Genomic DNA, 23,676 nt, shown 5'->3' on the forward strand with positions numbered 1-23,676 from the left:
GTCGGTGACGGGGCGCCGTCGTATGTGCGCCGGGCTGGGCTACTCCGGGCTGCGCTGCTCCAGGAATTCGAGCCGGTTGCCGACGGGGTCTTCGGAGTAGAAGCGGCGGTGGCCGGGCAGGTCGTCGTCCCACACGACCTTGGCTCCCCGCTCCTCCAGTCTGTGCGCGTAGGCCTCGATGCCGGTCACCCGCAGTCCCGGGTGGGCCTTGCGCGCGGGCCGGAAGTCCTCCTCCACGCCGAGGTGCAGCTGCACCGGCCCGGCGGCGAACCAGCAGCCCCCGCGTGCCGCGAGGACGGGCGGCTTGGGGATCTCGGTCATGCCGAGGACGTCCGTGTAGAAGGCGCGGAGCCGGTCCTCCGAGTGCGGAGGCGCGGCGAGTTGGACGTGGTCGACGGCGGTCAGCACGGTCAGGCCTCCTTGCGGGCGACGGCGAAGATGCGGCGGAACGGGAAGACGGTGCCGCGCGGCCCGGTCGGATAGGCCACGCGCAGCCGGTCGCGGTATTCGGTGAGGAAGGCGTCCACGGCGTCACGGTCGTCGCCGAGTGCGGTCAGGACGGGCCGCAGGGCGGTGCCCTTGACCCAGTCGAGTACGGGGTCGGGGCCTTGGAGCAACTGGTGATAGGTGGTTTCCCAGACGTCGGCGGCGCAGCCGAGTGCGGTGAACCGGGCGAGGTATTCGGCGGGTTCGAGGATGTGGATGTAGCGGGCGCCGTGGCCGGCGAGCCGGGGCCGCCAGCGCGGGGTGTCGCACAGTTCGGCGAGCAGGGCGTGGCTGGGGGCGGTGAAGTTGCCGGGGATCTGGAAGGCAAGGGTGCCGCCGGGGCGCAGGCCGTTGATCCAGGCACCGAAGGAGCCTGCGTGGCCGGGGACCCACTGGAGGGCGGCGTTGGAGACGATCAGGTCGTAGGGCTCCTCGGGGAGCCAGCCCGCGAGGTCCCCGTGGCGGAAGTCGAGACTGCCGCCACCTTTCGTGGGGCCGGCGTACTCGTCGGTGGCGCGGCGGAGCATCTCAGGGGAGAGGTCGAAGCCGGTGATGCGGGCCTCGGGCCAGCGCCCGGCGAGGAGCGCGGTGACGTTGCCGGGGCCGCAGCCGAGGTCGGCGATGCGGGCGGGCCGGTCGGGGAGTTCGGGTATCCGGGTGAGGAGGTCCAGGAAGGGGCGGGTGCGGTGGCTGGAGTGCCGGAGGTACTGCTGGGGATCCCATGTGGGGGCGGACGGCGCGGTGGACGTGGGGGTCCCGGCGCGCGCGGTCTCGGAATACATGTTCGAGCCTCCCTGCTGGCGGGGCGGTCGGAAGCGGAATCTGTTCCGGCCCCCTCCATGCCCCATGCTCGCCTTCTTTATATCTCGATGTCAAGATACTCGTGATCAAGATACTTGCTGTGAAGAGACTTCACATCGACAGACCCCTTACACTGATCGGCATGGAGGACGAGGTCGACCGACTGGTGGCGGCATGGCGGCGGGAGCGCCCTGACCTCGACGTGGAACCGCTCGAGGTCCTGAGCCGCGTCAGCAGGCTCGCGCGCCATCTCGACCGCGCGCGCAGGCTGGCCTTCTCCGAGCACGGCCTGGAGCCGTGGGAGTTCGACGTCCTGACGTCCCTGCGGCGCGCCGGCGCGCCCTACCAGCTCTCCCCCGGACAGCTGTTGACCCAGACCCTGGTCACCTCCGGCACCATGACCAACCGCATCGACCGGCTCGCCAAGAAGGGCCTCGTCGAGCGGCTCCCGGACCCCAGCGACCGCCGCGGTGTCCTGGTGCGGCTCACCCCCGAGGGCCGGGACCGCGCCGACCAGGCCCTCGCCGGGCTGCTGGCCCAGGAACGGGCGATCCTGGCCCAGCTCTCGCAGAACCAACGCGGTGATCTCGCCGGCCTGCTACGCCAGTTGACCGCTCCGTTCGACAACATCCCCGGCTAGGTCGGCCGGCCGTACGCCCGCCCGCCGGGCCAGGGCCACCGCGGCCAGGGTGGAGTGCACACCGAGCTTGCCCAGCACGTTCTGCATGTGGGTGCGGACGGTGTGCGGGGACAGGAACAGACGCGCCGCCACGTCCTTGCGGCCCAGCCCCGCCACCATGCAGCGCAGCACCTCGTGTTCGCGCGGGGTGAGCGACTCCACGAGCCGCTCGCTGTCCGTACGGTGCTTGCGCGCCGCGGTCAGCTCGCGCAGCACTCCGGTGAGCAGTGCGGGCGGAAGGTGCGTCTCCTCGCGCAGGACTCCTCGGATCACGGCCAGCAGCCGTGAGAGCGAGCAGTCCTTCGCCACCCAGCCCGAGGCCCCCGCCTGGAGCGCGAGCGCGGCCCGGCGCGGGTCGTCCCGCTCGGCGAGGACGACCGTGCGGACCCCGGGGTGGGTCACCCGTACCCCGGCGACCAGCGCGATCCCGTCCGAGGCGGGCGGCGGCGGCCCGGCCCCCGGCTCCCGCTGGGCGGGCACGGCCCCGGCGACCGCGCCGAGATCGGCGTCGACCAGCAGGACGTCGAAGCGGCGGCCCTCGGCCGCCGCGCGTTCGAGGCAGCGCAGGGCGGCGGGACCGCTGCCGGCCGCGGACACGTCCACGTCCGGCTCGGCCGCGAGCGCGGCTGCGAGCGATTCGGCGAAGATGCGGTGATCGTCGACGACGAGAACCCGGATACGAACCACAAAACCCCCAAGGGTAGGGGAACGGACGACGGCGGGTACGGCGCCCGGACCGGGTGATCCGCAGCAGCCCGGCCGCCGCCGAGACATCTCTGCACTACCCCGGACCGGACGCCGTACCCGACTTGTCTCGACCCCTGAATCAACACCGGCCCCCACCGGCGTCGCTCATCAGCGTAGGGCCGGGGGCGGTTCACGGTTGGCCGAATAGCAGAAGTTTTCCGGGCGATTTTCCGGCGGGAGCGTTCCGAACGGGCTGCGTGATGGCTTGAAATCACCTGCACCGAGGGTCCGGACGGCGGCTTTCGCAAGGGCGCGTGCCACGGGCAGTTGCACGGCGGGCATTTCACCCGGCGTGTGCACGCCGGGCGCCCGCGCACAGCGCCCGCCGACAGCGCACGGCCCGAACGCACACGCCCCCCGCACCGGGCAGGGTGCGGGGGGCGCGCATGACAACCGTGGTCCCAGGGGATACCGGTGGTTCAGGAGGTGTGCGTGCGCGCGAAGTTCCACGCGTCCGTGATGATGCCGGTCAGGTCCGAGCGGCTCGGGGTCCAGCCGAGGCGCTCGTGGGCGGTGCGGGCGGAGGCGACCAGCATCGCCGGATCGCCGGCCCGGCGCGGGGCGACGACCTCGGGGATGTCGCGGCCGGTGACCTTGCGGACGGTCTCGACGACCTCGCGGACCGAGAACCCGCTGCCGTTGCCCAGGTTGCAGATCAGGTGCTCGCCGCCGGCGGCGACCCGCAGGGCGGCCAGGTGGGCCTCCGCCAGGTCGGCGACGTGGATGTAGTCGCGTACACAGGTGCCGTCCGGCGTCGGGTAGTCCTCGCCGAACACCGAGATCGACTCCCGCTCGCCCAGCGCGACCTGGAGGACCAGCGGGATCAGGTGCGTCTCGGGGGTGTGCCGCTCGCCGAACTCGCCGTAGGCGCCGGCCACGTTGAAGTAGCGCAGGGACACCGCGGCCAGGCCGTGCGCCACACACTCGCCCGCGATCATGTGGTCGACGGCCAGCTTCGAGGCGCCGTACGGGTTGGTCGGCGCGGTCACCGACGCCTCCGTCAGCAGGCCCTCCGCCGGCTCCCCGTAGGTGGCGGCGGTGGAGGAGAACACCAGCTTGCGCACGCCCGCCTCGCGCATCGCGCCCAGCAGGGCGAGCGTGCCGCCGACGTTGTTCTCCCAGTACTTGCCCGGGTTCACCACGGACTCGCCGACCTGCGAGGACGCCGCGAAGTGCAGCACCGCCTCGTAGGAGCCGTCCAGGTGGCGGGCGGCGTCCTGGATGCGGCCCTCGATGAAGGCGGCGCCCGCCGGGACGCCGACGCGGAAGCCGGTGCTGAGGTCGTCGAGGACGGTGACCTCGTGGCCGGCCTCCAGGAGGTGGGCCGCCACCACGCTGCCGACGTATCCGGCGCCACCGGTTACCAGGTACTTGCTCACTCGCCTACTGCCTCTCGCGGGGGAGCACGCGCGACTGGATGCGCGTGCTTGGGCACTGGCTTACCCGATTCCGCGCCCGCGGGGAAATCGGCGCCGGTCCCGCCGCCCGCCTCAGCCGCGCGGGGTGACGGGCGGCTGCCCGGGCAGGGCCCGGTCCAGCAGGCCGGTACGGGCGGCCAGCGCGGCCGCCTCCAGCCGCGAGCCCACGCCCAGCTTCATCAGCACCCGCTGCACGTGCGTACGGGCGGTGCTCGGCGCGATCTCCATGCCCGCGGCGATCAGCCGCGTGTCCTCGCCCTCGGCGACCCGCACCAAAACCTCCACCTCGCGCGGGGTGAGCAGCCTCAGCAGCCGGCTGCCCTCGTCGTCGGGCTGGGCGGTGGGGTTCAGGAGCTCCGAGAAGGCCCCCTGCAGCAGCTGCGGGGCGATCGCCACCTCCCCGGCCCGCGCCTTGGCCAGCGCCCGCTCCACGCCCTCGATGCGCTCGTCCTGGCGTACGTACCCGCAGGCGCCCGCGGCGAAGGCGGCCGCTATCCCGCGCGGGCTGGGCACCGGGCCGAGGACGACGACGGCGATCTGCGGGCGCTCCCGCTTGATGCGGACCACGGGCTCGAAGACGCCGGGTTCGGCGGGGGTGGCCGTGCCGAGCAGGCAGACCTCCGGGGCGCGGCTGATGACCAGCTCGGCGGCGCCCGCGGCCGGGGCGGCCGCGGCCAGCACCCGGTGGCCGCGCAGCTTCAGGGCAGAGGCGAGCGCCTCGGCCAGCAGCCGGTGCTCGTCGACCACCACGACCCGTACGCCCATGGCGGAACCACCCCCCATCCTTCTGACCCGGCAAGCTACACGCTTGTTCGACGGTGCGCGGGCGATACCGTGCAGAAGCCCCCGATCGGTGCGGACCGTTCGGGGGCTTCTGCGGGGGTGTGCGGATCAGCTCGCGCTGAAGGAGACGAAGAGGTATTCCGGCTCGGTCTTGTCCCCGAACGGCTTGCTGACGTTCGAACGGGACATGAAGAGCTTGCCGTTGCGGTACCTGAATTCCGCGTACTCGGGGGAGAAGGACGTCTCGGCGCGCTGGGTCGCCTTGTCCGCCGGGTTCTCCATGAGGACGGTCTCCTTCATCGTCAAGCCGTCGATGCTGACGATCTGACCGCCCTTGTCGTACGGGGGGTTCTTGTAGGCGATGATGTTCGACCCGTCCATGCGCAGCGGGTGCAGGGTGTACCGCTCGCCCGCGTCGGCGCGGTCGGTGGTCTGCTTGCCGGTCTCCAGGTCGAAGGAGAGCAGCTCGTTGGTGCGGCCGCTGGGTGACTGGCCCTGGTGCTCCTGGGAGGGCACGTAGAGCTTGCCGTTGCCGACCAGCATGTTCGAGCACTTCTCGACCTCGGTCGCCCCGCACCTGGCGGCGAAGTTTCCGGAGGCGAGCGGGATGCGCGCCTTCAGCTCGCCCTTGGGGTCGACGACGAACACGTCGCTGACGCCCTTGCCGCCCTTCGCGTTGTCGCCGACGTCGGCCGCCACGATCAGGGGCTTGGTGGAGACGATGTGGGCGTAGTCGATGCCCGCGGAGAGCTTGTACGAGGAGGTGGGCGCGCCGGTGGCCGGGTCGAGGATCTGCCCGTACAGGGTGTAGTTGGGGCTCTGCCCGCACTTGCGGATGACGCCGAGGGCCTCGCCGCCGGCGTAACCGGTGTCGCGGCAGCCTTCGTTGTCGACCTTGGGCAGCCACAGGGACTTGCCGTCGGCGAGGTTCCAGGCGGCGCCTCCCGCGGAGACTCCGGCCGCGGCGACGGTGTTGCCGCTGATGGTGACCTCGGAGAAGCTGACCGGCTTGTCGCCGCCGGTGGCGCTCTTGGCGTGGCCGGACCAGGCGAGCTTGCCGGTCTCCAGGTCGATGACGCCGACCTCGGTGCACTGCGGGTACTTGTTCTCGGGCGTGGCCGGGGCGGCCTTGAAGAGGACGGCCGTCTTGTTCTCGCTGACGTGGTGGGTCGCGCCGCAGAGCTCGCCCGGGAGGGGCAGCTCCCACTTCTTGCCGCCGTCCACGAGGTTGTAGCCGACGACCTTCGACACGTCGGACTTGATGTAGGTGGAGTCGGTGAGCCAGGAACCGCTGACGGCCACGAGGTCGGCCACGGTCGGGCTGGGGTGGTTGTAGAGCGACTTCGACTTGGTGTTGGAGGGCACCTTCTCGGTGCCGGGCGTCGAGGCCTTGTTCTTGTCCGTGCCGGGGGCGGCGGTGGGGCCGTTGTCGACGGTGTCCTTCGTGCCGCCGTCGCCGGAGGTGTACCAGAGGCCGCCGCCGACGATGAGGACGATGGCCAGCAGGGCCGCGCCGACGATCATCAGCTGGGTGCGCTTGTCGTTGCCGCCGCCGGCCGTGGGCCGGGGCGCGGGCACAGGCGAGGGCGAGGGCGCGCCGAACGGCGCCGGGCCGCCGGGCTGCTGCGGGTAGCCGTAGCCGGGCCCGGGCTGCGGGTACCCGTAGGCGGGCTGCGCGGCCGGCGGCTGCTGCGGGGGCGCGGCGGGCGGCGTGGGCGCTCCGGCGGGCGGCGTGGGCGGTCCGGCGGGCGGCGTGGGCGGTCCGGGGGGCGGCGTGGGCGCGCCGAAACCGCCCGGCGGCGGATCCTGGGGCGCGCCGAAGCCGCCGGACGGCGGCTGGCTGGGGGGCGGCGGGGTACTCATGGTTTGCTCTTGCCTCTCGCTGGGCGGCTCGTGGGACGCGTTGTCACTTTCCGAAGACCATCAGGAGCTTTTCGTCCTTGTCCTGGGCGAGCAGGCGGGACGTGGAGATGAAGAAGCGCCCGTCCACGTAGTCGACCTTCGGGGAGTAGAAGGAGCTCTCGATCGGTGCGGCGGGGCCCGACGGGTGGCGCAGGAGTGCGGTGGGGGTGCCGCCGCCGGCCGGGATGGAGAGCACCTCGCCGCCCCGGTCGGACTCGGCCTTGCGGTAGGCGATCAGCTGTCCGTTGGCGGCTTTGAGCGGGACGACGGTGCGCCCCTCCCCTGCCGGGACCCGCCACTTGGCCTTGCCGGTGGCCAGGTCGAAGGCCACGATCTCGTTGGCCTTGCCGAGGTCCGCCTTGGTGGGCAGGTAGAGCGTGCCCGCGTCGACGACGGCGGTGGTGCAGCCCTGCAGGGAGTCGTCGTGGCTCTCGCTGCACTCGGTCGAGAACTTGCCGTCGCCGGAGAGGGTGGCGCGCTGCTTGCCGTCGGGGCCGAGGACCACGATGGAGCGCTCCTTCGTGGTCTCGTTCGCGAGGTCGAGGACGATCGGGTCGAGCCCGTAGACGCGGTTGACCTTCCAGCCCTTGGGGAGCCGGTAGGTCCACCCCTTCTTGCCGGTGACCGGGTCGGTTTCCTGGACCTCGGCGGTCCGGTCGGCGTCGAAGCAGGTGGCGACGCCGATCATCTTGCCGCTGCCGGCGGCGTAGGCTCCGGGCACGCAGCCCTCGGCGGGGCTGGCGAAGAGCTTGTCGCCGGTGCTGATCCTGAAGGCGGTGGCGCGGGTGAGCCGGTTGACGGTGACGGTGTCCCCGGTGATGGCCAGGCTGGGGTCGAGGAACATGTCGAAGGCGCTCTCCTTCGTCACCTCCTTCGACCAGCCCTCCTTGCCCGCCTTGAGGTCGATCATCCGGATCTGGTTGCAGTCGGCGGTGTCCGACGTGTCGGCGCCGTACATGACGACGGTCTTGCCGTCGTCGGTGGTGCGGTCGGTCAGGCCGCAGATGTCCGCGGGGAAGGTGATCGTCCACTTCTCCTTGCCGTCGGCGGCCGCGTAGCCCTTGACCTCCTTGCCGACGGTCTTGACGACGGTGTCGCCCACGACCCACTGGCCCTGCGTGGCCACCCCGGCGCCGGGGCCGTCGATCTTGGTGGTCTTGAGCCAGAGGACCTTGTCCTCGCCCTGCTTGCGGCCGGAGTTGAGGTCGGTCTGCTGGCCGTTGCCGCCGTTGCCGTCGCCCTTGTCCACGGTGGGGGAGCCGGAGGGCTTGGCGTCGGTGGACTCCTGCGCGACGGGCTGCCCGGGGTCCTCGTCGCCCGTGAAGAAGGCGACGTAGCCGATGCTTCCGAGGACGAGGACCGCGGCGACCGAGGCGGCGATCAGCAGGGTCGTCTTCTTCTTCGGCGCCGCGCCGGGGGCACCGGTCGGGGGCGGCGGGTAGCCGTAGGCGGCCTGCTGCTGCGGGACGGTGGGCGGCTGCTGGGCGTAGGGGGCCGGCTGGGCGTACGGGTTCTCGCCCTGCTGCGGGTATCCGTAGCCCGGCTGCGGCGGGCCGGGCAGGTGTCCGTAACCGGAAGGTGTCGGCGGCTGGTTCGGCGGCTGGGGCGGCTCGGTCATCAGCGCACACTTTCGGCTTCGTAGGGGTCGGGGAGGATGACCTTTCTATCACTGACGCCGTTCATACAACGGGCCGGTCCGCCCCCTGTTCCCTAGGGAGGACCGGCCCGTGACGCCGCCGTTATCCGTCCGTTCGCCCCGCGGACCGGTGAAGAGCGGGGTGTGCCGGGCGGCCGGGGCCGCCCGTGAACCGCCGGGCGGCCGTTACGCCTCCTCGGCCAACTCCAGCCAGCGCATCTCCAAATCATCGCGGTCCGCGAGCAGTTCGCGCAGTTCCGCGTCGAGCTTGGCCACCTTGTCGTAGTCGGTGGAGTTCTCGGCGATCTGGGCGTGCAGGTTGCCCTCGCGGTCGGAGAGCTTGTTCAGCTGGCGCTCGATCTTCTGGAGTTCCTTCTTCGCGGCGCGCGAGTCCCCGGAGGCCGTCGACTTCGCCGCGGGGGCGGTCTGGACGGGCGCCGGGGCGGCCGCCTCGATCATCCTCTGCCGGCGCTCCAGGTACTCGTCGAGGCCGCGCGGCAGCATCCGCAGGCTCTGGTCGCCCAGCAGCGCCATCACCGTGTCGGTGGTGCGCTCGATGAAGAACCGGTCGTGGGAGATCACGATCATCGAGCCGGGCCAGCCGTCGAGGAGGTCCTCCAGCTGGGTCAGGGTCTCGATGTCGAGGTCGTTGGTGGGCTCGTCGAGGAAGAGGACGTTGGGCTCGTCCATCAGCAGGCGCAGGATCTGCAGGCGGCGGCGTTCACCGCCGGAGAGGTCGCCGACCGGCGTCCACTGCTTCTCCTTGGTGAAGCCGAACTGCTCGCACAGCTGGCCCGCCGTCATCTCGCGGCCCTTGCCGAGGTCGACGCGGTCGCGGACGCGCTGGACGGCCTCCAGGACCCGCAGCGACGGGTCGAGTTCGCCGACCTCCTGCGAGAGGTAGGCCAGCCTGACGGTCTTGCCGACGGTCACCTTGCCCGCGGCGGGCTGGACGTCGCCCTGCGTGCGCGCGGCCTCGGCGAGGGCGCGCAGCAGGGAGGTCTTGCCGGCGCCGTTGACGCCGACGAGGCCGATGCGGTCGCCGGGGCCCAGGTGCCAGGTGAGGTGCTTGAGCAGCTCCTTCGGACCGGCGTGGACGGCCACGTCCTCCAGCTCGAACACGGTCTTGCCGAGGCGGGCGTTGGCGAAGCGCATGAGCTCGGAGCGGTCGCGCGGGGGCGGCACGTCGGCGATGAGCTCGTTGGCGGCCTCGATGCGGTAGCGGGGCTTGGAGGTCCGGGCGGGGGCGCCTCGGCGCAGCCAGGCCAGCTCCTTGCGCATCAGGTTCTGCCGCTTGGACTCCTCCGTGGCGGCGATCCGATCGCGCTCGGCGCGGGCGAAGACGTAGTCGCTGTAGCCGCCCTCGTACTCGTGCACCTCGCCGCGCTGGACGTCCCACATGCGGGTGCAGACCTGGTCGAGGAACCAGCGGTCGTGGGTGACGCAGACGAGCGCGGAGCGGCGCTCCTGCAGGTGCTTGGCCAGCCAGGCGATGCCCTCGACGTCGAGGTGGTTGGTGGGCTCGTCGAGGATCAGGAGGTCCTGGTCGGCGATGAGCAGCTGGGCGAGGGCGATGCGGCGGCGCTCGCCGCCGGAGAGCGGGCCGATGACGGTGTCGAGGCCCTGGCCGAAGCCGGGCAGGTCGAGGCCGCCGAAGAGCCCGGTCAGGACGTCGCGGATCTTGGAGTTGCCGGCCCACTCGTGGTCGGCCATGTCGCGGATGATCTCGTGGCGGATGGTGGCCTTGGGATCGAGGGAGTCGTGCTGGGTCAGGACGCCCATGCGCAGGCCGCCGGACTGGGTGACCCGGCCGGTGTCGGGCTCCTCCAGCTTGGCGAGCATCCGGATGAGGGTGGTCTTGCCGTCACCGTTGCGGCCGACCACGCCGATGCGGTCCCCCTCGGACACGCCGAGGGAGATGGCGTCCAGCAGGGTACGTGTGCCGTACACCTTGCTGACGGCCTCGACATTGACCAGATTGACGGCCATCAGACGCGCTCCAGGGAAGGGGTGTGGATCAGCCCCTCAGCCTAACGCTCCGGGGAGCGCCGGACCGTTCCACCAGGAGCCAGCCGCCCAGTGCCATGCCGATCGCGGCGGGCGCGGTGACCGGCAGGGCGATCAGGGTGGCGCTGTGGCCGTCGAGCAGGCCGCCGAGTCCGGTCATGGACAGACCCAGGACGCCCAGCAGGCACAGGGTGATCCCGAGGGCGGCGACGGGGCCGCCGCCACCGGCGGGAGCGGCCGGGTCGGATCCTGCCGGAGCGGCCGGGGCGCGCCGGGCGGGGGCCTCGAAGCGGCGGAACAGGGCGACGAAGACGCCCGTCAGCGCGGCCGCGGCGAGGACCCGTACGGGGACCTGCGCCCACCAGGCGGCGGTGGCGGGGGCCGGCAGGTCCAGACCGAGGGCGAGCTGGAGCCCGTACACGCCGAGCATGGCGGTGAGGTGCCAGAGGAAGGCGGTCATGGCGATGCCGTTGGCGGTGACGACCCCGCGCCAGACCCGGGGGCGACGCAGCCAGGCGCCGACGGGCCGGGCCGCCAGCTGCACGGCGCCGACGAGCCACATGCCGTGGCACAGCAGGGCGAGGGTGGGCGGGGCCATGTTGGACACCTTCTCGCCGGGCATCCCCACCATGGACAGCGGGTACGGGCCGTACGCCACCAGCAGGACGGCCCCGGCGAGGCCCGCCGCGGCGAGGACGGCGGGCCTGCGGATCCGCCCGTCGGCGCGCAGGAAGCCGAGCTGGTGGACGGCGAGCCAGACGAGGGCGAAGTTCAGGAACTCGACGTACGGGACGCCGAGGGTGAAGCGCAGGACGTCGACGAGCGCGGCCGCAGCGGCCAGGACGGCGAAGGCGCCCCAGCCGTGGCGCTCGTGCAGCTTCAGCAGCGGCGGGGTGAAGGCGACCATCGCCAGGTAGATCCCGATGAACCACAGCGGCTGGGTGACCAGGCGCAGCGCGGCCCCGGTCAGCCGGCCGTCGCCGTGCCCGGCGAGCTGCACGGCGAGCGCGGCCGCCGCCCACACCAGGACGAAGACGAGGGTGGGGCGCAGCAGCCGCTGGAGCCGGGCGCGGAGGAAGGCGGCGTAGACGGAGTGGTCGCTGCGCCGGGCCGTCGAGCGGTAGGACAGCGCGTGCGAGAAGCCGCCGACGAAGAAGAAGACGGGCATGATCTGCAGGCCCCAGGTCAGCACCTGAAGGGCGGGCACGAGGGCGAGCAGGTTCCCTATGCCGTCGCTGCTGACGGCGGCCATCAGCCAGTGCCCGGCGATGACGGTGCCGAGCGAGGCGACGCGCAGCAGGTCGACGTACCGGTCGCGGTGGGCGGGGGTGGCGGCGGCGAGGGCGCTGGCGCTGGCTGTCATGGGGCTACGGTCGCCTGCCGGCCGGCTCCGCCGACAGGGTGCGGCTACTCAACTCCCGCATGAGTACGGCCGCGGGGCCGCTGCCGGGCTCCGCCCGGACTGCACGCGTGAGTACGGGCCCGGGCCGCTGCCGGGGCTCCGCCCAGCCCCTGCGCGCGTGAGGTGCGGGCCCGGGGCCGTACCGGGGCTCGGCCCCAGACCCCGCGCCTCGAACGCCCGCGGGGCTGGATGTGGCCCGGCGCCACGGGGTCAGGCCGGCAGGACCGTGGCGCCCCGTGCCGGGGAGGTCGCCACGCGGGTGGCCCGGCAGGTGCCCGAGGCTTCCAGCGCGGCGGCGACCTTGGCGGCGGACTCCTCGTCCGCGACCAGGAAGGCCGTCGTGGGCCCCGAGCCGGAGACCAGCGCGGCCAGCGCCCCGGCCCCGGCGCCGGCCCTCAGGGTGTCCGCCAGGGACGGCCGCAGGGACAGCGCAGCCGGCTGGAGGTCGTTGGCCAGCACCCCGGCCAGCGCCTGCGCGTCGCCCGACGCCAGGGCGGCGAGGAGGGCCGGCGAGGCCTCCGGCTCCGGGACCGCCACGTCGGCGGTGAGGCGGTCGAACTCGCGGAACACCGCCGGGGTGGACAGCCCTCCGTCGGCCACGGCGAACACCCAGTGGAAGGCGCCGGCGGCCACGGGGGTGAGGACCTCGCCCCGGCCGGTGCCGAGGGCCGCGCCTCCGACCAGGCTGAAGGGGACGTCGCTGCCGAGCTCCGCGCAGATGTCGAGGAGTTCGGCACGCGGGGTGTCCAGGCCCCACAGGGCGTCGCAGGCCAGCAGGGCCGCCGCCCCGTCCGCGCTGCCGCCGGCCATGCCGCCCGCGACCGGGATGTTCTTGGCGATGTGCAGGTGGACCAGGGGGGAGAGCCCGTTGCGGGCGGCGAGGATCTCGGCCGCGCGCGCCGCGAGGTTGGTGCGGTCCAGCGGGACCTTGTCGGCGTCCGGGCCCTCGCAGGTGACCGTCAGCGCGTCGGCCGCGGTCGCCGTCACCTCGTCGAACAGCGACACGGCGAGGAAGACGTTGGCCAGGTCGTGGAAGCCGTCGGGGCGGGCCGCGCCCACCGCCAGCTGCACGTTGACCTTCGCGGGGACCCGTACGGTCACGGGCGTCGTGCGCGCGCTCACAGGGCGGGCCTCTGCGCCGCGGGCTTGTGCTCGGCGATCGCGGCGAACTCCTCCACCGTCAGGGACTCGCCGCGGGCCTGCGGCGAGATGCCGGCGGCGACCAGCGCCGACTCGGCGCCCGCCGCCGAGCCGGCCCAGCCGGCCAGCGCGGCGCGCAGCGTCTTGCGGCGCTGCGCGAAGGCCGCGTCCACGACGGCGAAGACCTCGGCCTTCGAGGCGGTGGTCTTGATCGGCTCGGTGCGGCGCACCAGGGAGACGAGGCCGGAGTCGACGTTCGGGGCGGGCCAGAAGACCTTGCGGCCGATGGCTCCGGCGCGCTTGACGTGGGCGTACCAGTTGGCCTTGACGGAGGGCACCCCGTAGACCTTGTTGCCGGGCTCGGCGGCCAGCCGGTCGGCGACCTCCGCCTGCACCATCACCAGGGTCCGCTCGATGGTCGGGAAGCGGTCGAGCATGGTCAGCAGCACCGGCACCGCCACGTTGTACGGCAGGTTCGCGACGAGCGCGGTCGGCGCCGGGCCGGGCAGCTCGGTCACCAGCATCGCGTCGGAGTGGACCAGCGCGAAGCGGTCCTTCCTCGCGGGCATGCGCGCCTCGATGGTGGCGGGCAGCGCGGCGGCCAGGATGTCGTCGATCTCGACGGCGACGACCCGGTCCGCGGCCTCCAGCAGAGCGAGCGTCAGCGAGCCCAGGCCCGGTCCGACCTCGACGACCACGTCGTCGGGGCGGACCTCGGCGGTGCGCACGATCCGGCGCACCGTGTTGGCGTCGATGACGAAGTTCTGCCCCTTCTGCTTCGTCGGGCGTACGCCGAGGGCGGCGGCCAGCTCCCTGATGTCGGCCGGGCCGAGGAGGGCGTCAGAAGGGGTCTCGTTGGGCTGCTGCTCTGCGGTGCTCACCGGTAAAGCGTCTCAGATCGGCGGGGCGGTGCTGAGCCGGACCGGGGTGTCCGGCTCCCGGAGGCGTTCACCCGCCCGCTCACGGCGTGCCCGGCGCCCGCTCACCGTGTGCGGGGCAGGCCGGCGCGGGCTCACTGCGTGAGCCTGCGGCCGCAGTGCGGCCACGGACTCGCCCCCCGTTGCAGGTAGAGCTTCTTCGCGCGGTACGTCTGTTCCGCGCCGGACGCGTCCTGCGGGCGTCCGCTGCCGCCCAGGGCCTGCCAGGTGTGGACGTCGAACTGGTACAGCCCGCCGTACGTCCCCGAGGGGTCGGTGGCCCCGGGCCGCCCGCCGGACTCGCACCGGGCCAGGGCCGCCCAATTGAGGCCGTCGGCGCCGCCGACGGAGCTCGGCAGCGACCTCGTGCCCACCTTGACGAGCTGGGAGACGGGCTCGCGGACGACCTCGTCGGCGATGGCGCGGGGCTTCTGCCGGACCCCGTTGACGGTGCGCACGCTGTACGTGACCCTGCGCGCCCCGGGCCGTCCGGCCCGCTCGACGACCTCGGTGCCGGCGAACAGGCCCGGGTCCTTGACCCTCTCGGTCTCGTACGGGATGCGTTCCTCGCGGACCTCGCGGGAGCCGGTGATGCGCAGGACGGTGACGGTCTGGCCGTCGCGGGGGAAGTCGGTGGGGGGCACGGAGGTGCTGTCCTGGCCCTGCAGGGTGATGCCGGCCTGATCGAGGGCCTCCTGGACGGTGGCGGCGTTGGTGCGGATGGTCCGTTCGCGGCCGTCGGCCATGAAGGTGACGCTGCGCTCGGTGCGGACGCTGAGGACCAGGCCGGCGCGCGGGACGAGGGCGGTGCGGGGGGCGGAGAGGTAGGCGCCCTCGGCGCGGATGCCGAACTGGCGCAGCGCGCCCTCGACGGTGCGGGCGGTGGTCCACACCTGGCGCTGCTGTCCGTCGAGGGTCAGGCGCAGGGGGCGGCCGTAGCGGACGACGACCTCCTCGCCGTCGTCGAGGTGTTCGCCGGGGGCGGGGGCGACGAGGTCGTGCGGGCCGACGCCGAGGCCTTCGGCGGTGAGCAGGTCGCCGATGTCGTCGGCGAAGGTGTGGAGGTTGCGCGGGACCCCGTCCACGGTGAGCCGTACCGACTTGTCGGCGGCGACGAACGCGGTCGTGCCGCCGGCGAGGAAGGCGACAACCAGGGCCTGTGGCACGATCCGGCGCCAGTGCCCGCCGGGGGCGGCGAAGGGTCCGGCGGGGGCGGTGCGGGCGCGCCGGCGGCCGGAGCCGGGCCCGACGGGTGCCGGCAGGAGGGCGGGCCCGGCCGGGGAGTCGGCGGGGGCGCTGCGGCCGCGCGCGCGGCGGCCCGTACCGGGTCCGGGCACCGGCGGTGCGGGGACGGCAGGAGCGGCGGGGGCGGCCTGGACGGCCGGGTTCACGGCGCGGCGGCGGCCGAAGCCGGGCGCGGCCAGGGTGTCCGCGTCGGCCGGCGATCTCGCGTCCTGGCGGCCGGGACCGAAGTCGGGGACGGTGGCGGTGACCGTCGCGATGGCTGCGGCGGGGGCCGGTTCCGCGGCCCGGCGGCGGCGACCGCCCGGCCGGGCCTCGCCCCGCGGAGCGGGAACCCCGGTCTCGGTGTCCCAGGGCTCGCAGTCCCAGGGCTCGGGGTCCCAGGGCTCGAGGTCCCAGGGTTCGAGGTCCCCGGGCCCGGGCCCGGGGTCGTCGGCACCGGCCGGCCAGGCCAGGGGCTCGGCCTCGTACGCCTCCGGGAGGGGACCGCCACGGCGGTGACTGCCCTGCGTATCACTCACGACGCTCGCTCCACTGGTGATCCGGCACCCTCTGGTTCGGGCACGGCACCCTAGCGGAGGAGTCGTCACACACCAAAGCCGTACGGCTACGCAGCGTGTCGGAGCAGAGGAGTGATCAGTAGGGGATCAGTAGGCGAAGGCGCGTGCCGTATTGGCCGCCAGCGCCGTGGCCATCGCATCCTCGTCGATGTCGCGGACCGCGGCCATCGCCCGTACCGTCAGCGGAATGAGGTACGGCGCGTTGGGCCGTCCGCGGTACGGCGCCGGGGTCAGATACGGCGCGTCCGTCTCCACGAGCACCAGCTCCAGCGGGGCGACGGCCAGCGCCTCGCGCAGCGGCGCCGCGTTCTTGAAGGTGACGGTTCCGGCGAAGGACATGAAGTACCCGGCGGCCGCACACTCCCGGGCCATGTCCGCGTCGCCGGAGTAGCAGTGGAAGACGGTCCGCTCGGGTGCGCCCTCCTCGCGCAGCACGCGCAGTACGTCCGCGTGGGCGTCGCGGTCGTGGATGACGAGGGCCTTGCCCTGCCGCTTGGCGATCTCGATGTGTGCGCGGAAGGAGCGCTCCTGCGCGGCCATCCCCTCCGGCCCGGTACGGAAGTAGTCCAGCCCGGTCTCGCCGACCGCCTTCACGTGGCCGAGGGCGGCCAGCGCCTCGATCTCGGCCAGCGCGTCGTCCAGGGCGGCCTCGCCGCCGCCGGACCGGGCCCCCTGCCGCGACCAGCCGTCCGGATCGCCGTGGACGATCCGGGGGGCTTCGTTCGGGTGAAGGGCCACGGCCGCGTGCACGTTCTCGTACGCGGCGGCGGTCTCGGCGGCCCAGCGGGAGCCCTTCACGTCGCAGCCCACCTGGACGACGGTGGTCACGCCGACCGAGGCGGCCTTCGCCAAGCCCTCCTCGACGGTGCCCGCCTGCATGTCCAGGTGGGTGTGCGAGTCCGCCACCGCCACCCGGAGGGGCTCGGGCAGCGGCGGCGGTGCGTCCTTCGAAGCGGTGCTCATACGGCCGATCTTATGACCGGCGGAAGAACCCCATCAGCCGGGAGAGCGGGCCCCGGTTGCGCTCGGCCTCTTCGATCGAGACGGGTCCGGGGGCGTCGTGCGCCGGCGGCGGCTTGTGCGGCCTCGGGGCCCGGGGGACGTTGGCGCCCGCCGGCACGGGTCCTGCGATCCCGGGCGCGATGCGGTGGTGGTAGAGGTGGTCGATCATGCCGAGCACGGAGGAGACCTGCCCCTCCCGCATGATCCGCACCACGTGGCCGCCACAGTTCAGGCAGGTCGGGTTGGACAGCGGGGACGGGACCCGTTCGCCCTTGATCGTGTAGATGATGAAGGGCTCGCCCTTGGCTCCCACGTGGTGTTCGATCTCGTATCCCTGCTCCCAGGCGTACCCGCACCGCATGCAGGCGAAGGAGTACGCCTCGTGCACGACCTGCACACCCGTCGCCGGGACGGGGGCGGGGGTGGGGGCGGGTACTGCGGCGGGCGCAGGTGCCGGGGTGTCTGCGATCTCACTCATGCCAGCTCCTCTTGTTCCACTGGTGCCATTGCCAGTGGACGCCTCTTCGGGCGGGAGCGCATCAGGCCCTGTCTACTGTTGGACGGTCTTTGGGCGACTCCATGCCGAAAGCGCCCGGTGCGCGGTCTGAGCTTTGCCTTTCAGGTTAGCTCTTTACCGACTTACAGCACCTTTTGTGCCGCATTCTTTGCCGCGACGACGGCATCGAACACCTCGCGCTTGGGTACCCCCGCCTCGGCCGCGACCGCCGCGATGGCCTCCTTGCGCCGCTCCCCCGCCTCCTCGCGCACCCGCACCCGGCGCACCAGCTCCTCGTCGTCCACGTCGCCGGGTCCGGCCGCCGGGGCACCCTCCACGACGACGGTGATCTCGCCGCGCACGCCCTCGGCGGCCCAGGCCGCGAGCTCGCCGAGCCCGCCGCGCTTGACCTCCTCGTAGGTCTTCGTCAGTTCGCGGCATACCGCGGCCCGCCGCTCGGCGCCGAAGACCTCGGCCATCGCGGCCAGGGTGTCGTCGAGCCGGTGCGGGGCCTCGAAGTAGACGAGGGTGCGCCGTTCGCCCTCGACCTCGCGCAGCCGGCCGAGGCGCTCGCCCGCCTTGCGCGGGAGGAACCCCTCGAAGCAGAACCGGTCCACGGGCAGTCCGGACAGGGCGAGCGCGGTGAGCACCGCGGACGGCCCGGGGACGGCGGTGACCTTGATGTCCTTCTCCACGGCGGCGGCGACCAGCCGGTAGCCGGGGTCGGAGACCGAGGGCATGCCGGCGTCGGTCACCAGCAGGACGCGCGCGCCGCCGGCCAGGGCCTCGACCAGTTCCGGGGTCCGCGCCGACTCGTTGCCCTCGAAGTACGACAGGACGCGCCCGGTGGTGTGCACGCCGAGCCCCTGGGTCAGCCGGCGCAGCCGCCGGGTGTCCTCGGCGGCGATCACGTCGGCCCGCTCCAGCTCCGCCGCGAGGCGCGGCGGGGCGTCCGTGAGATCGCCGATGGGGGTGCCGGCGAGGACGAGGACGCCGGTCGTCGAGGTGGGCTCGGTACCGCGGGGCTGGTCAGTTGTCACCCGCCCATCCTCTCAGTCTCGTGCCCCGACGCCCCCCGCCGCTGGGGTGCACACAGATCTCTTCCCTACGATGTGCCGGTGACCAGTACCGCGACGCCGCCGCCCAGCCCCGCGGGGGCCCCGCCCGCCTCATCGGCGGGACGCGAAGATGAGCCGCCCATCTGGCTGCGCCGCCTGCGCGGCTTCGGCTACGCGCGGGCCTCCGCCGCGTCGCCGCGCCCGGACGTCCGCAGCCGCCTGGTGCCCCCCTACGCCAAGCCGTCCCGGCAGCTGTGGATGACCTTCGGGCTCCCGCCGGAGGGGTGGGGGACCTGGCAGCGCCTCGTGTCGTGGGCGGGGCCGTTGCTGGTGGCGCTCGTGGCCGGGGTGCTGCGGTTCGTGGACCTGGGCCGCCCGAAGGCGGTGATATTCGACGAGACGTACTACGCCAAGGACGCCTGGGCCACGATCCGGCAGGGCTACGAGGCGAGCTGGCCCAAGGACATCGACAAGTCGATCCTCGCCAATCCGAACGGGGTCGCGCTGCCGCTGGACCCCGGCTACGTCGTGCACCCGCCCGTCGGCAAATGGGTGATCGGGCTCGGCGAGTGGATGTTCGGATTCACCCCCTTCGGCTGGCGGTTCATGACCGCCGTGCTCGGCACCCTGTCGGTGCTGATGCTGTGCCGGATCGGGCGCCGCCTCTTCCGCTCGACGTTCCTCGGCTGCCTGGCGGGCGCACTGCTCGCGGTGGACGGCCTGCACCTGGTGATGAGCCGCACCGCGCTGCTGGACCTGGTGCTGATGTTCTTCGTGCTCGCCGCGTTCGGGGCGCTGCTCATCGACCGGGACAAGGTCCGGGCCAGGCTCGCGGCCGCCCTCCCGGTGGACGACGAGGGCCGGACCCGGCCCGACATGAAGATCGCCGAGACGCTGGGGCTGGGCTGGCGGCCCTACCGGATCCTGGCCGGGGTCTGTCTGGGACTGGCCGCCGGCACGAAGTGGAACGGCTTCGTCGTCCTGGCCTTCTTCGGCATCCTCACGGTGCTGTGGGACGCGGCCGCACGCCGCACCGCGGGCGGGGGCGCCCCGTACGCGGCGATGCTGCGCCGCGACGCGCTGCCCGCCTTCGTGTCCACGGTCCCGGTCGCGATCGTGACGTACGTGGCCTCGTGGTCGGGCTGGATCTTCAGCCCGGACAACGGCAAGGGCGGCTATCTGCGCGACTGGGCGGCCAAGTACGACCAGGGCAGCTCGCTGTCGTTCCTGCCGGAGTGGCTGCGCAGCCTGTGGCATTACGAGACCGAGGTCTACCGGTTCCACGTCGGGCTGACCTCGGGGCACACCTACGAGTCCAACCCGTGGAGCTGGCTGGTCGTGGGCCGGCCCGTGTCCTACTTCTACGAGTCCCCCGAGCCCGGCACCGACGGCTGCCCGGCGACCGAGGCGGGCAAGTGCGCCCGCGAGGTGCTGGCGCTGGGCACTCCGCTGCTGTGGTGGGCGGGCTGCTTCGCGCTGCTGTACGTGCTGTGGCGGTGGTTCTTCCGCCGTGACTGGCGGGCGGGTGCGATCGCGTGCGCGGTGGCCGCGGGTCTGCTGCCCTGGTTCAACTACCAGGAGCGGACGATCTTCTACTTCTACGCGGTGGTCTTCGTCCCGTACCTGTGCCTGGCGGTGGCGATGATGATCGGCGCCCTGCTGGGTCCGGCGGGCTCGTCCGAACGCCGGCGGGCGCTGGGCGCGATCGGGTCGGGCGTGCTGGTCCTGCTGATCGTGTGGAACTTCATCTACTTCTGGCCCATCTTCACGGGCCAGACGTTGCCGATGGACTCCTGGCGCGGCCGCATGTGGCTGGACACCTGGGTCTAGCAGGCAAAACGACGGCCCCGGCGCTCGCGAGCGCCGGGGCCGTCGTGGTGGTTCGGAGTCGTTGGCGGATGCATCAGGAGTTGTAATCTCGATGATCACGGATGCTCGCCCCCAACTCGGTCGGGGAGTTGGCCAGCCCCGGCGCCTCGAAGCCGTCATCTGTCCAGCACTTCAGCGGGAACGCCCTTCGCTCCGTCCAAGAGGGCTCCGGTCAGGTCTGCGCCGGTGAGATCAGCTCCGGTCAGGTTTGCCTGGCGCAGGTCCGAGCCGCCTAGGTCGGCACCACGTAGGTTCGCTCCGTACAAGTCGGCGCTGCGCAGGTCAGCATGGTCCAGGTTCGCGTCCCTCAGGTCGGCGCGGATCAGTTCGGCGCCGAACAGGATCGCCTCGGACAGGATCGCCCCGCGCAGACTCGTGGCCTGTACCACCACACTCGTCAGATCTGCCCATGGCATATGGGCGTTCTTCAAATTCACATCTACGAACTCGGCGTAGGCCAAATGTGCCCCAACGAACAATGCATCGTGCAAGTCCACACCCATGAACGCCGCGTGTCTCAGGTCCGCCTCCGCCAGGTTCGCGAAGCCGAACGGAAGGTGGCGAGCAACCGGGGGTTCGTCTCCGCTGGTCGTGGCATCCCGCGACTGCAGAGACAAGCTCCGCAGATCGGCACCCTGCCAATTGATCTCCGCCTGGCCGTCCTGGCTCGCCGGGCGCGCAGCGAGCACCTCCGTCACAGCCACGACGTCGGCGCTGGGGGGAAGAGGGACTTCGTCCGGCTTCATCTTCGGAAAGCCATCTTTGGGGACGGGGGCATGCGTCCGCACATACGCCGATAGCACTGAAATGATTCGCGACTGATCACGCGGCGAGTCCTGCATGATGCGCTCCAGCGCGTAGATGCCCCCGAACCTCAGATCCAGCGACTCCGACCCCAGATGTGAAACCGCTTCGTTGAACCGGCTGGTGATCTGACCCTGCTCCGCGATCCGGAGCTGCGTCCCGGTTTGCCCCACTGATACCCAGGTAAACACCAGCGCGACCAACGCAGCCAGACCAGGCAGGGAAGCCATCAGAGCCACCCACGGTGCCCCGCCAGCGCCGCCCATGCTGCGCTGACCTGCACGGATCCGGCGCCGCCGCCTAGCGTGCTGTCGGCGCACGATCCACTGCCTCAGCCGTGGCCGCCTAACCCTCACTCCTCCATCGCACTCGAAAATGCAGGATCGCGCGCGCTGGACCACCTTGGGAGCCCCGGTCAGCTGAGGGACCGGACGCCCGACTCCCATCCCTCTTTCACTGATGCGCGCCGCCATGTCCTTGGTACTCAAGAGTGCGGCGAACCCGGAGGCCGTGGACGGCCTCTACCAAGCCCTCGTGGTTGCTACTGCGGAGCCACCCGGCAGGCGTCGGCCGCGTCCTCCTTGGAGATGCCGGCCTCGTCGAGGCCGGCGGCGCAGCTGGTCTGGTTGCGGATCTGGCCTTCGTAACAGGCCTGCCGGACGTCGTCGGTGACCTGGACGTTCTGCTTCGCGAGGGACTGTTCGCAGGCCTTGGCGTCCGCGTGGGCGGCCGGGCCCGCGAAGACGGCTCCGCCGACGGCGAGGGCCAGGCCGGCGAGGATGCTGGGGATACGGGCCGACGGACGCATGCGCATGCACCTGCTCTCTCGGTCGGTCACGCGATCCACGGGTGCGCGCGATCACGGGCGGGGGCGGAGGCACGGAGCAGGCGGTCCGAGGGGCGACCGGCTCGGCTCTTCGGTCACCCTCGCCCTTTCGACGCTAGAACACGGCACGGGTGCACGCACATCAGGCCGGCCGGGTCAGGCGGGTGCCAGGAGGTCCGCGATCTCGTCGGCGCTCCAGTGGCCGGCCGCGCCGGGGCAGTCGGCGAGGTAGCCGGCGATGGACCGCTCGTCCCAGGCTCCGGCCTCCAGCAGACCTGCCGCCAGGTACGACACGTAGGCGGCGGAGGGTCTGACCCAGTCCACCGCGTGCATGGGCCAGGGGGCGGTGAAGGTCAGCACCGGGATGCCGTCCAGCGCGCCGGAGCAGATCAGCGTCTCGTACCGGCCCGGTCCCAGCTCGTCGCGTCCCGTGCGCAGGACCCTGGTGAGGTCGACGTCGGCGCCGGGCTCCCGGTACATCTCCTGCGCGGCGATGTCGGAGAACTGCTGGGCCGTCACCAGGTGGGCGCGCGCCCGGATGCGGCCGGGCGCGGACGGGTCGCAGAAGGCCCGCCCGCCCGTCCAGACCGGGGACCGCGTGGCGAAGTACAGGCGCCCGGACAGCTCGACCGGTACCGAGCGTGCCGGGGCGCTGCGGTCGCGGCAGCCGGGATAGCGGCGGGCGGCGCCCGCGGGGGTGCCCCCGGCCAGGTAGCAGGCCAGCCGGCCTCGGTGCATGTTCGATCCGTAGGACGTGTACCAGACCAGTTCGGGCGGAGCCCCGCCGAGGCGGAGCGGTTCCAGCGGGTGCACCACGTTCATGGCGTTCAGGGGCCCTTCTGCCGGGATTCGGGGTGTGGCCAACAGTCCTTCAACGGTCTTCGGCGGCCGCGCGGGCATCCGTTTCCGGCCGATCACTACCGGCCACGCCCTGCCCGCGAACCAGGGAAAGGCCTTGCAGGGCTTGGCACTTGGGCCCGGCGGGGACCCCCTCCCGGATGTTCCGGTCCGGTAACAACCGCCTCCGGGCGCAACTCCACGGCGTAAGGTCCGCACCAAGAGTTCTTTGAACGCGTTCAGAGGACGGGGGCTCCTGGGGAGGGGACGCAAGTGAACGGGGCAGCGAAGGGTGCCGTCGTCGGCGGGGTGTTTCTCGCACTGCTCGGCGGCGCCGGGTACGGGGTGTACGCCCTGGTCGGGGACGGCGGCGGCGCGAAGGACGGCGACACCTCCGTCCAGGCCGGGAAGGGCAGCGGGCCGGTCGGCGCGAAGGAGACCGCCGCGACCGCCAAGGCCTTCCTGGCCGCGTGGGCGGCCGGGGACGAGCGGACGGCCGCCGGCCTCACGAACAACGCCGCGGCGGCTCAGACCGCGGTGGGGGACTTCGAGACCAAGGCGTACGTGTCCAAGGCCGTGATCACCCCCGGCACGCCGAACGGCACCACCGTGCCCTTCAAGGTCGAGGCGGAGATCACCTACGAGGGCACCACCAAGCCGCTCGCCTACGACTCCCAGCTGACCGTGGTGCGCGGAGTGAGCAGCGGCAAGCCGCTGGTCGACTGGCAGCCTTCGGTGATCCACCCGCAGCTCCAGAAGGACGAGACGCTGCGCGCGGGCGCCCCGGCCACTGCGCCGGTCAAGGCCGTGGACCGCAACAACGAGGAGCTGACCGCGGAGAAGTACCCCTCGCTGCGGCCGGTCCTCGACGAGCTGCGCCAGACCTACGGCGGCAAGGCGGGCGGCAGACCGGGCGCCGAGGTGTGGATCGAGCCTGCCGCCAAGGACGCGCCCAGGCGGACCCTGCTGACCCTGGCCGAGGGCGAGCCGAGCATCCTCAAGACGTACCTGGACGCGAAGGTGCAGGCGGCGGCCGAGCTGGCGGTCGCCGCCTTCCCCGAGGC

Annotated in this window: 21 protein-coding genes; 3 read left to right on the top strand and 18 right to left on the bottom strand. The window is 72.6% G+C overall.

Annotated elements, in window-relative coordinates; translation table 11 throughout:
- Positions 1–39 precede the first annotated feature (39 nt).
- Both ACWGIF_RS32920 and ACWGIF_RS32925 read right to left on the bottom strand, forming a co-directional pair.
- On the bottom strand, positions 40–408 hold the full coding sequence (locus tag ACWGIF_RS32920) for a VOC family protein (protein ID WP_453502997.1): 369 nt from the start codon (positions 406–408) through the stop codon (positions 40–42).
- 2 nt (positions 409–410) lie between these two features.
- A complete protein-coding gene (locus ACWGIF_RS32925) occupies positions 411–1,268 on the bottom strand; it encodes a trans-aconitate 2-methyltransferase (RefSeq protein WP_453502998.1) in 858 nt (285 codons plus the stop codon).
- 161 nt (positions 1,269–1,429) lie between these two features.
- Here ACWGIF_RS32925 and ACWGIF_RS32930 point away from each other — a divergent pair, with 161 nt between their 5' ends.
- The gene (locus tag ACWGIF_RS32930) at positions 1,430–1,927 is read left to right on the top strand and encodes a MarR family winged helix-turn-helix transcriptional regulator (protein WP_030386194.1); all 498 of its coding nucleotides are present in this window, start codon (positions 1,430–1,432) and stop codon (positions 1,925–1,927) included.
- On the opposite strand, the gene ACWGIF_RS32935 is transcribed toward ACWGIF_RS32930, so the two are convergent.
- The 13 genes from ACWGIF_RS32935 to rsmI form a co-directional block, all read right to left on the bottom strand.
- On the bottom strand, positions 1,886–2,653 hold the full coding sequence (locus ACWGIF_RS32935) for a LuxR C-terminal-related transcriptional regulator (protein WP_453503000.1): 768 nt from the start codon (positions 2,651–2,653) through the stop codon (positions 1,886–1,888). The two genes, ACWGIF_RS32930 and ACWGIF_RS32935, sit on opposite strands and share 42 nt — an antisense overlap.
- A 479-nt stretch (positions 2,654–3,132) precedes the next feature.
- Positions 3,133–4,092: a UDP-glucose 4-epimerase GalE gene (gene galE, locus ACWGIF_RS32940; protein ID WP_453503002.1), complete on the bottom strand. Its 960-nt coding sequence runs from the start codon at positions 4,090–4,092 to the stop codon at positions 3,133–3,135.
- A gap of 111 nt (positions 4,093–4,203) precedes the next feature.
- A complete protein-coding gene (locus ACWGIF_RS32945; protein ID WP_453503025.1) occupies positions 4,204–4,896 on the bottom strand; it encodes a response regulator transcription factor in 693 nt (230 codons plus the stop codon).
- Positions 4,897–5,022: 126 nt separating this feature from the next.
- Positions 5,023–6,777, bottom strand: coding sequence for an outer membrane protein assembly factor BamB family protein (locus ACWGIF_RS32950; protein WP_453503004.1), 1,755 nt, complete (start codon positions 6,775–6,777; stop codon positions 5,023–5,025).
- 43 nt (positions 6,778–6,820) lie between these two features.
- Positions 6,821–8,434 carry an outer membrane protein assembly factor BamB family protein gene (locus ACWGIF_RS32955; protein ID WP_453503006.1) on the bottom strand — a complete coding sequence of 538 codons (1,614 nt, stop codon included), beginning with the start codon at positions 8,432–8,434 and terminating at the stop codon, positions 6,821–6,823.
- A 204-nt stretch (positions 8,435–8,638) separates the two neighbouring features.
- Positions 8,639–10,441, bottom strand: a complete 1,803-nt coding sequence (locus ACWGIF_RS32960; protein WP_453503007.1) for an ABC-F family ATP-binding cassette domain-containing protein — start codon at positions 10,439–10,441, stop codon at positions 8,639–8,641.
- Between the two features lie 28 nt (positions 10,442–10,469).
- Positions 10,470–11,822: an acyltransferase family protein gene (locus ACWGIF_RS32965; protein ID WP_453503008.1), complete on the bottom strand. Its 1,353-nt coding sequence runs from the start codon at positions 11,820–11,822 to the stop codon at positions 10,470–10,472.
- A 249-nt stretch (positions 11,823–12,071) separates the two neighbouring features.
- Positions 12,072–12,983, bottom strand: coding sequence for a 4-(cytidine 5'-diphospho)-2-C-methyl-D-erythritol kinase (locus ACWGIF_RS32970; protein WP_453503009.1), 912 nt, complete (start codon positions 12,981–12,983; stop codon positions 12,072–12,074).
- Positions 12,980–13,882 carry a 16S rRNA (adenine(1518)-N(6)/adenine(1519)-N(6))-dimethyltransferase RsmA gene (rsmA, locus tag ACWGIF_RS32975; RefSeq protein ID WP_326589967.1) on the bottom strand — a complete coding sequence of 301 codons (903 nt, stop codon included), beginning with the start codon at positions 13,880–13,882 and terminating at the stop codon, positions 12,980–12,982. The genes ACWGIF_RS32970 and rsmA overlap by 4 nt, the downstream gene beginning before the upstream one ends.
- A 131-nt stretch (positions 13,883–14,013) precedes the next feature.
- Positions 14,014–15,420: a ubiquitin-like domain-containing protein gene (locus ACWGIF_RS32980; protein ID WP_453503026.1), complete on the bottom strand. Its 1,407-nt coding sequence runs from the start codon at positions 15,418–15,420 to the stop codon at positions 14,014–14,016.
- Between the two features lie 387 nt (positions 15,421–15,807).
- Entirely contained in the window at positions 15,808–16,683 is an 876-nt protein-coding gene (locus tag ACWGIF_RS32985) for a TatD family hydrolase (RefSeq protein WP_453503010.1), read from the bottom strand.
- A gap of 10 nt (positions 16,684–16,693) precedes the next feature.
- A complete protein-coding gene (locus tag ACWGIF_RS32990) occupies positions 16,694–17,200 on the bottom strand; it encodes a hypothetical protein (protein WP_453503012.1) in 507 nt (168 codons plus the stop codon).
- 161 nt (positions 17,201–17,361) lie between these two features.
- A complete protein-coding gene (gene rsmI, locus ACWGIF_RS32995) occupies positions 17,362–18,258 on the bottom strand; it encodes a 16S rRNA (cytidine(1402)-2'-O)-methyltransferase (protein ID WP_453503014.1) in 897 nt (298 codons plus the stop codon).
- A 78-nt stretch (positions 18,259–18,336) separates the two neighbouring features.
- On the opposite strand from rsmI, the gene ACWGIF_RS33000 reads away from it, so the two are divergent.
- Entirely contained in the window at positions 18,337–20,106 is a 1,770-nt protein-coding gene (locus tag ACWGIF_RS33000; protein WP_453503017.1) for a dolichyl-phosphate-mannose--protein mannosyltransferase, read from the top strand.
- A gap of 155 nt (positions 20,107–20,261) precedes the next feature.
- Here ACWGIF_RS33000 and ACWGIF_RS33005 read toward each other — a convergent pair whose 3' ends face one another.
- The 3 genes from ACWGIF_RS33005 to ACWGIF_RS33015 form a co-directional block, all read right to left on the bottom strand.
- On the bottom strand, positions 20,262–21,179 hold the full coding sequence (locus ACWGIF_RS33005) for a pentapeptide repeat-containing protein (RefSeq protein ID WP_453503018.1): 918 nt from the start codon (positions 21,177–21,179) through the stop codon (positions 20,262–20,264).
- A 311-nt stretch (positions 21,180–21,490) separates the two neighbouring features.
- The gene (locus tag ACWGIF_RS33010; protein ID WP_453503020.1) at positions 21,491–21,763 is read right to left on the bottom strand and encodes a hypothetical protein; all 273 of its coding nucleotides are present in this window, start codon (positions 21,761–21,763) and stop codon (positions 21,491–21,493) included.
- A 168-nt stretch (positions 21,764–21,931) separates the two neighbouring features.
- Complete coding sequence (locus ACWGIF_RS33015) at positions 21,932–22,597, bottom strand: histone deacetylase (protein ID WP_453503022.1); 666 nt, start codon at positions 22,595–22,597, stop codon at positions 21,932–21,934.
- 288 nt (positions 22,598–22,885) lie between these two features.
- Here ACWGIF_RS33015 and ACWGIF_RS33020 point away from each other — a divergent pair.
- The coding region (locus tag ACWGIF_RS33020; protein WP_453503024.1) for an NTF2-like N-terminal transpeptidase domain-containing protein at positions 22,886–23,676 on the top strand (791 nt) is incomplete at its 3' end.

It is taken from the genome of Streptomyces sp. NPDC054849 (genome assembly GCF_053610945.1).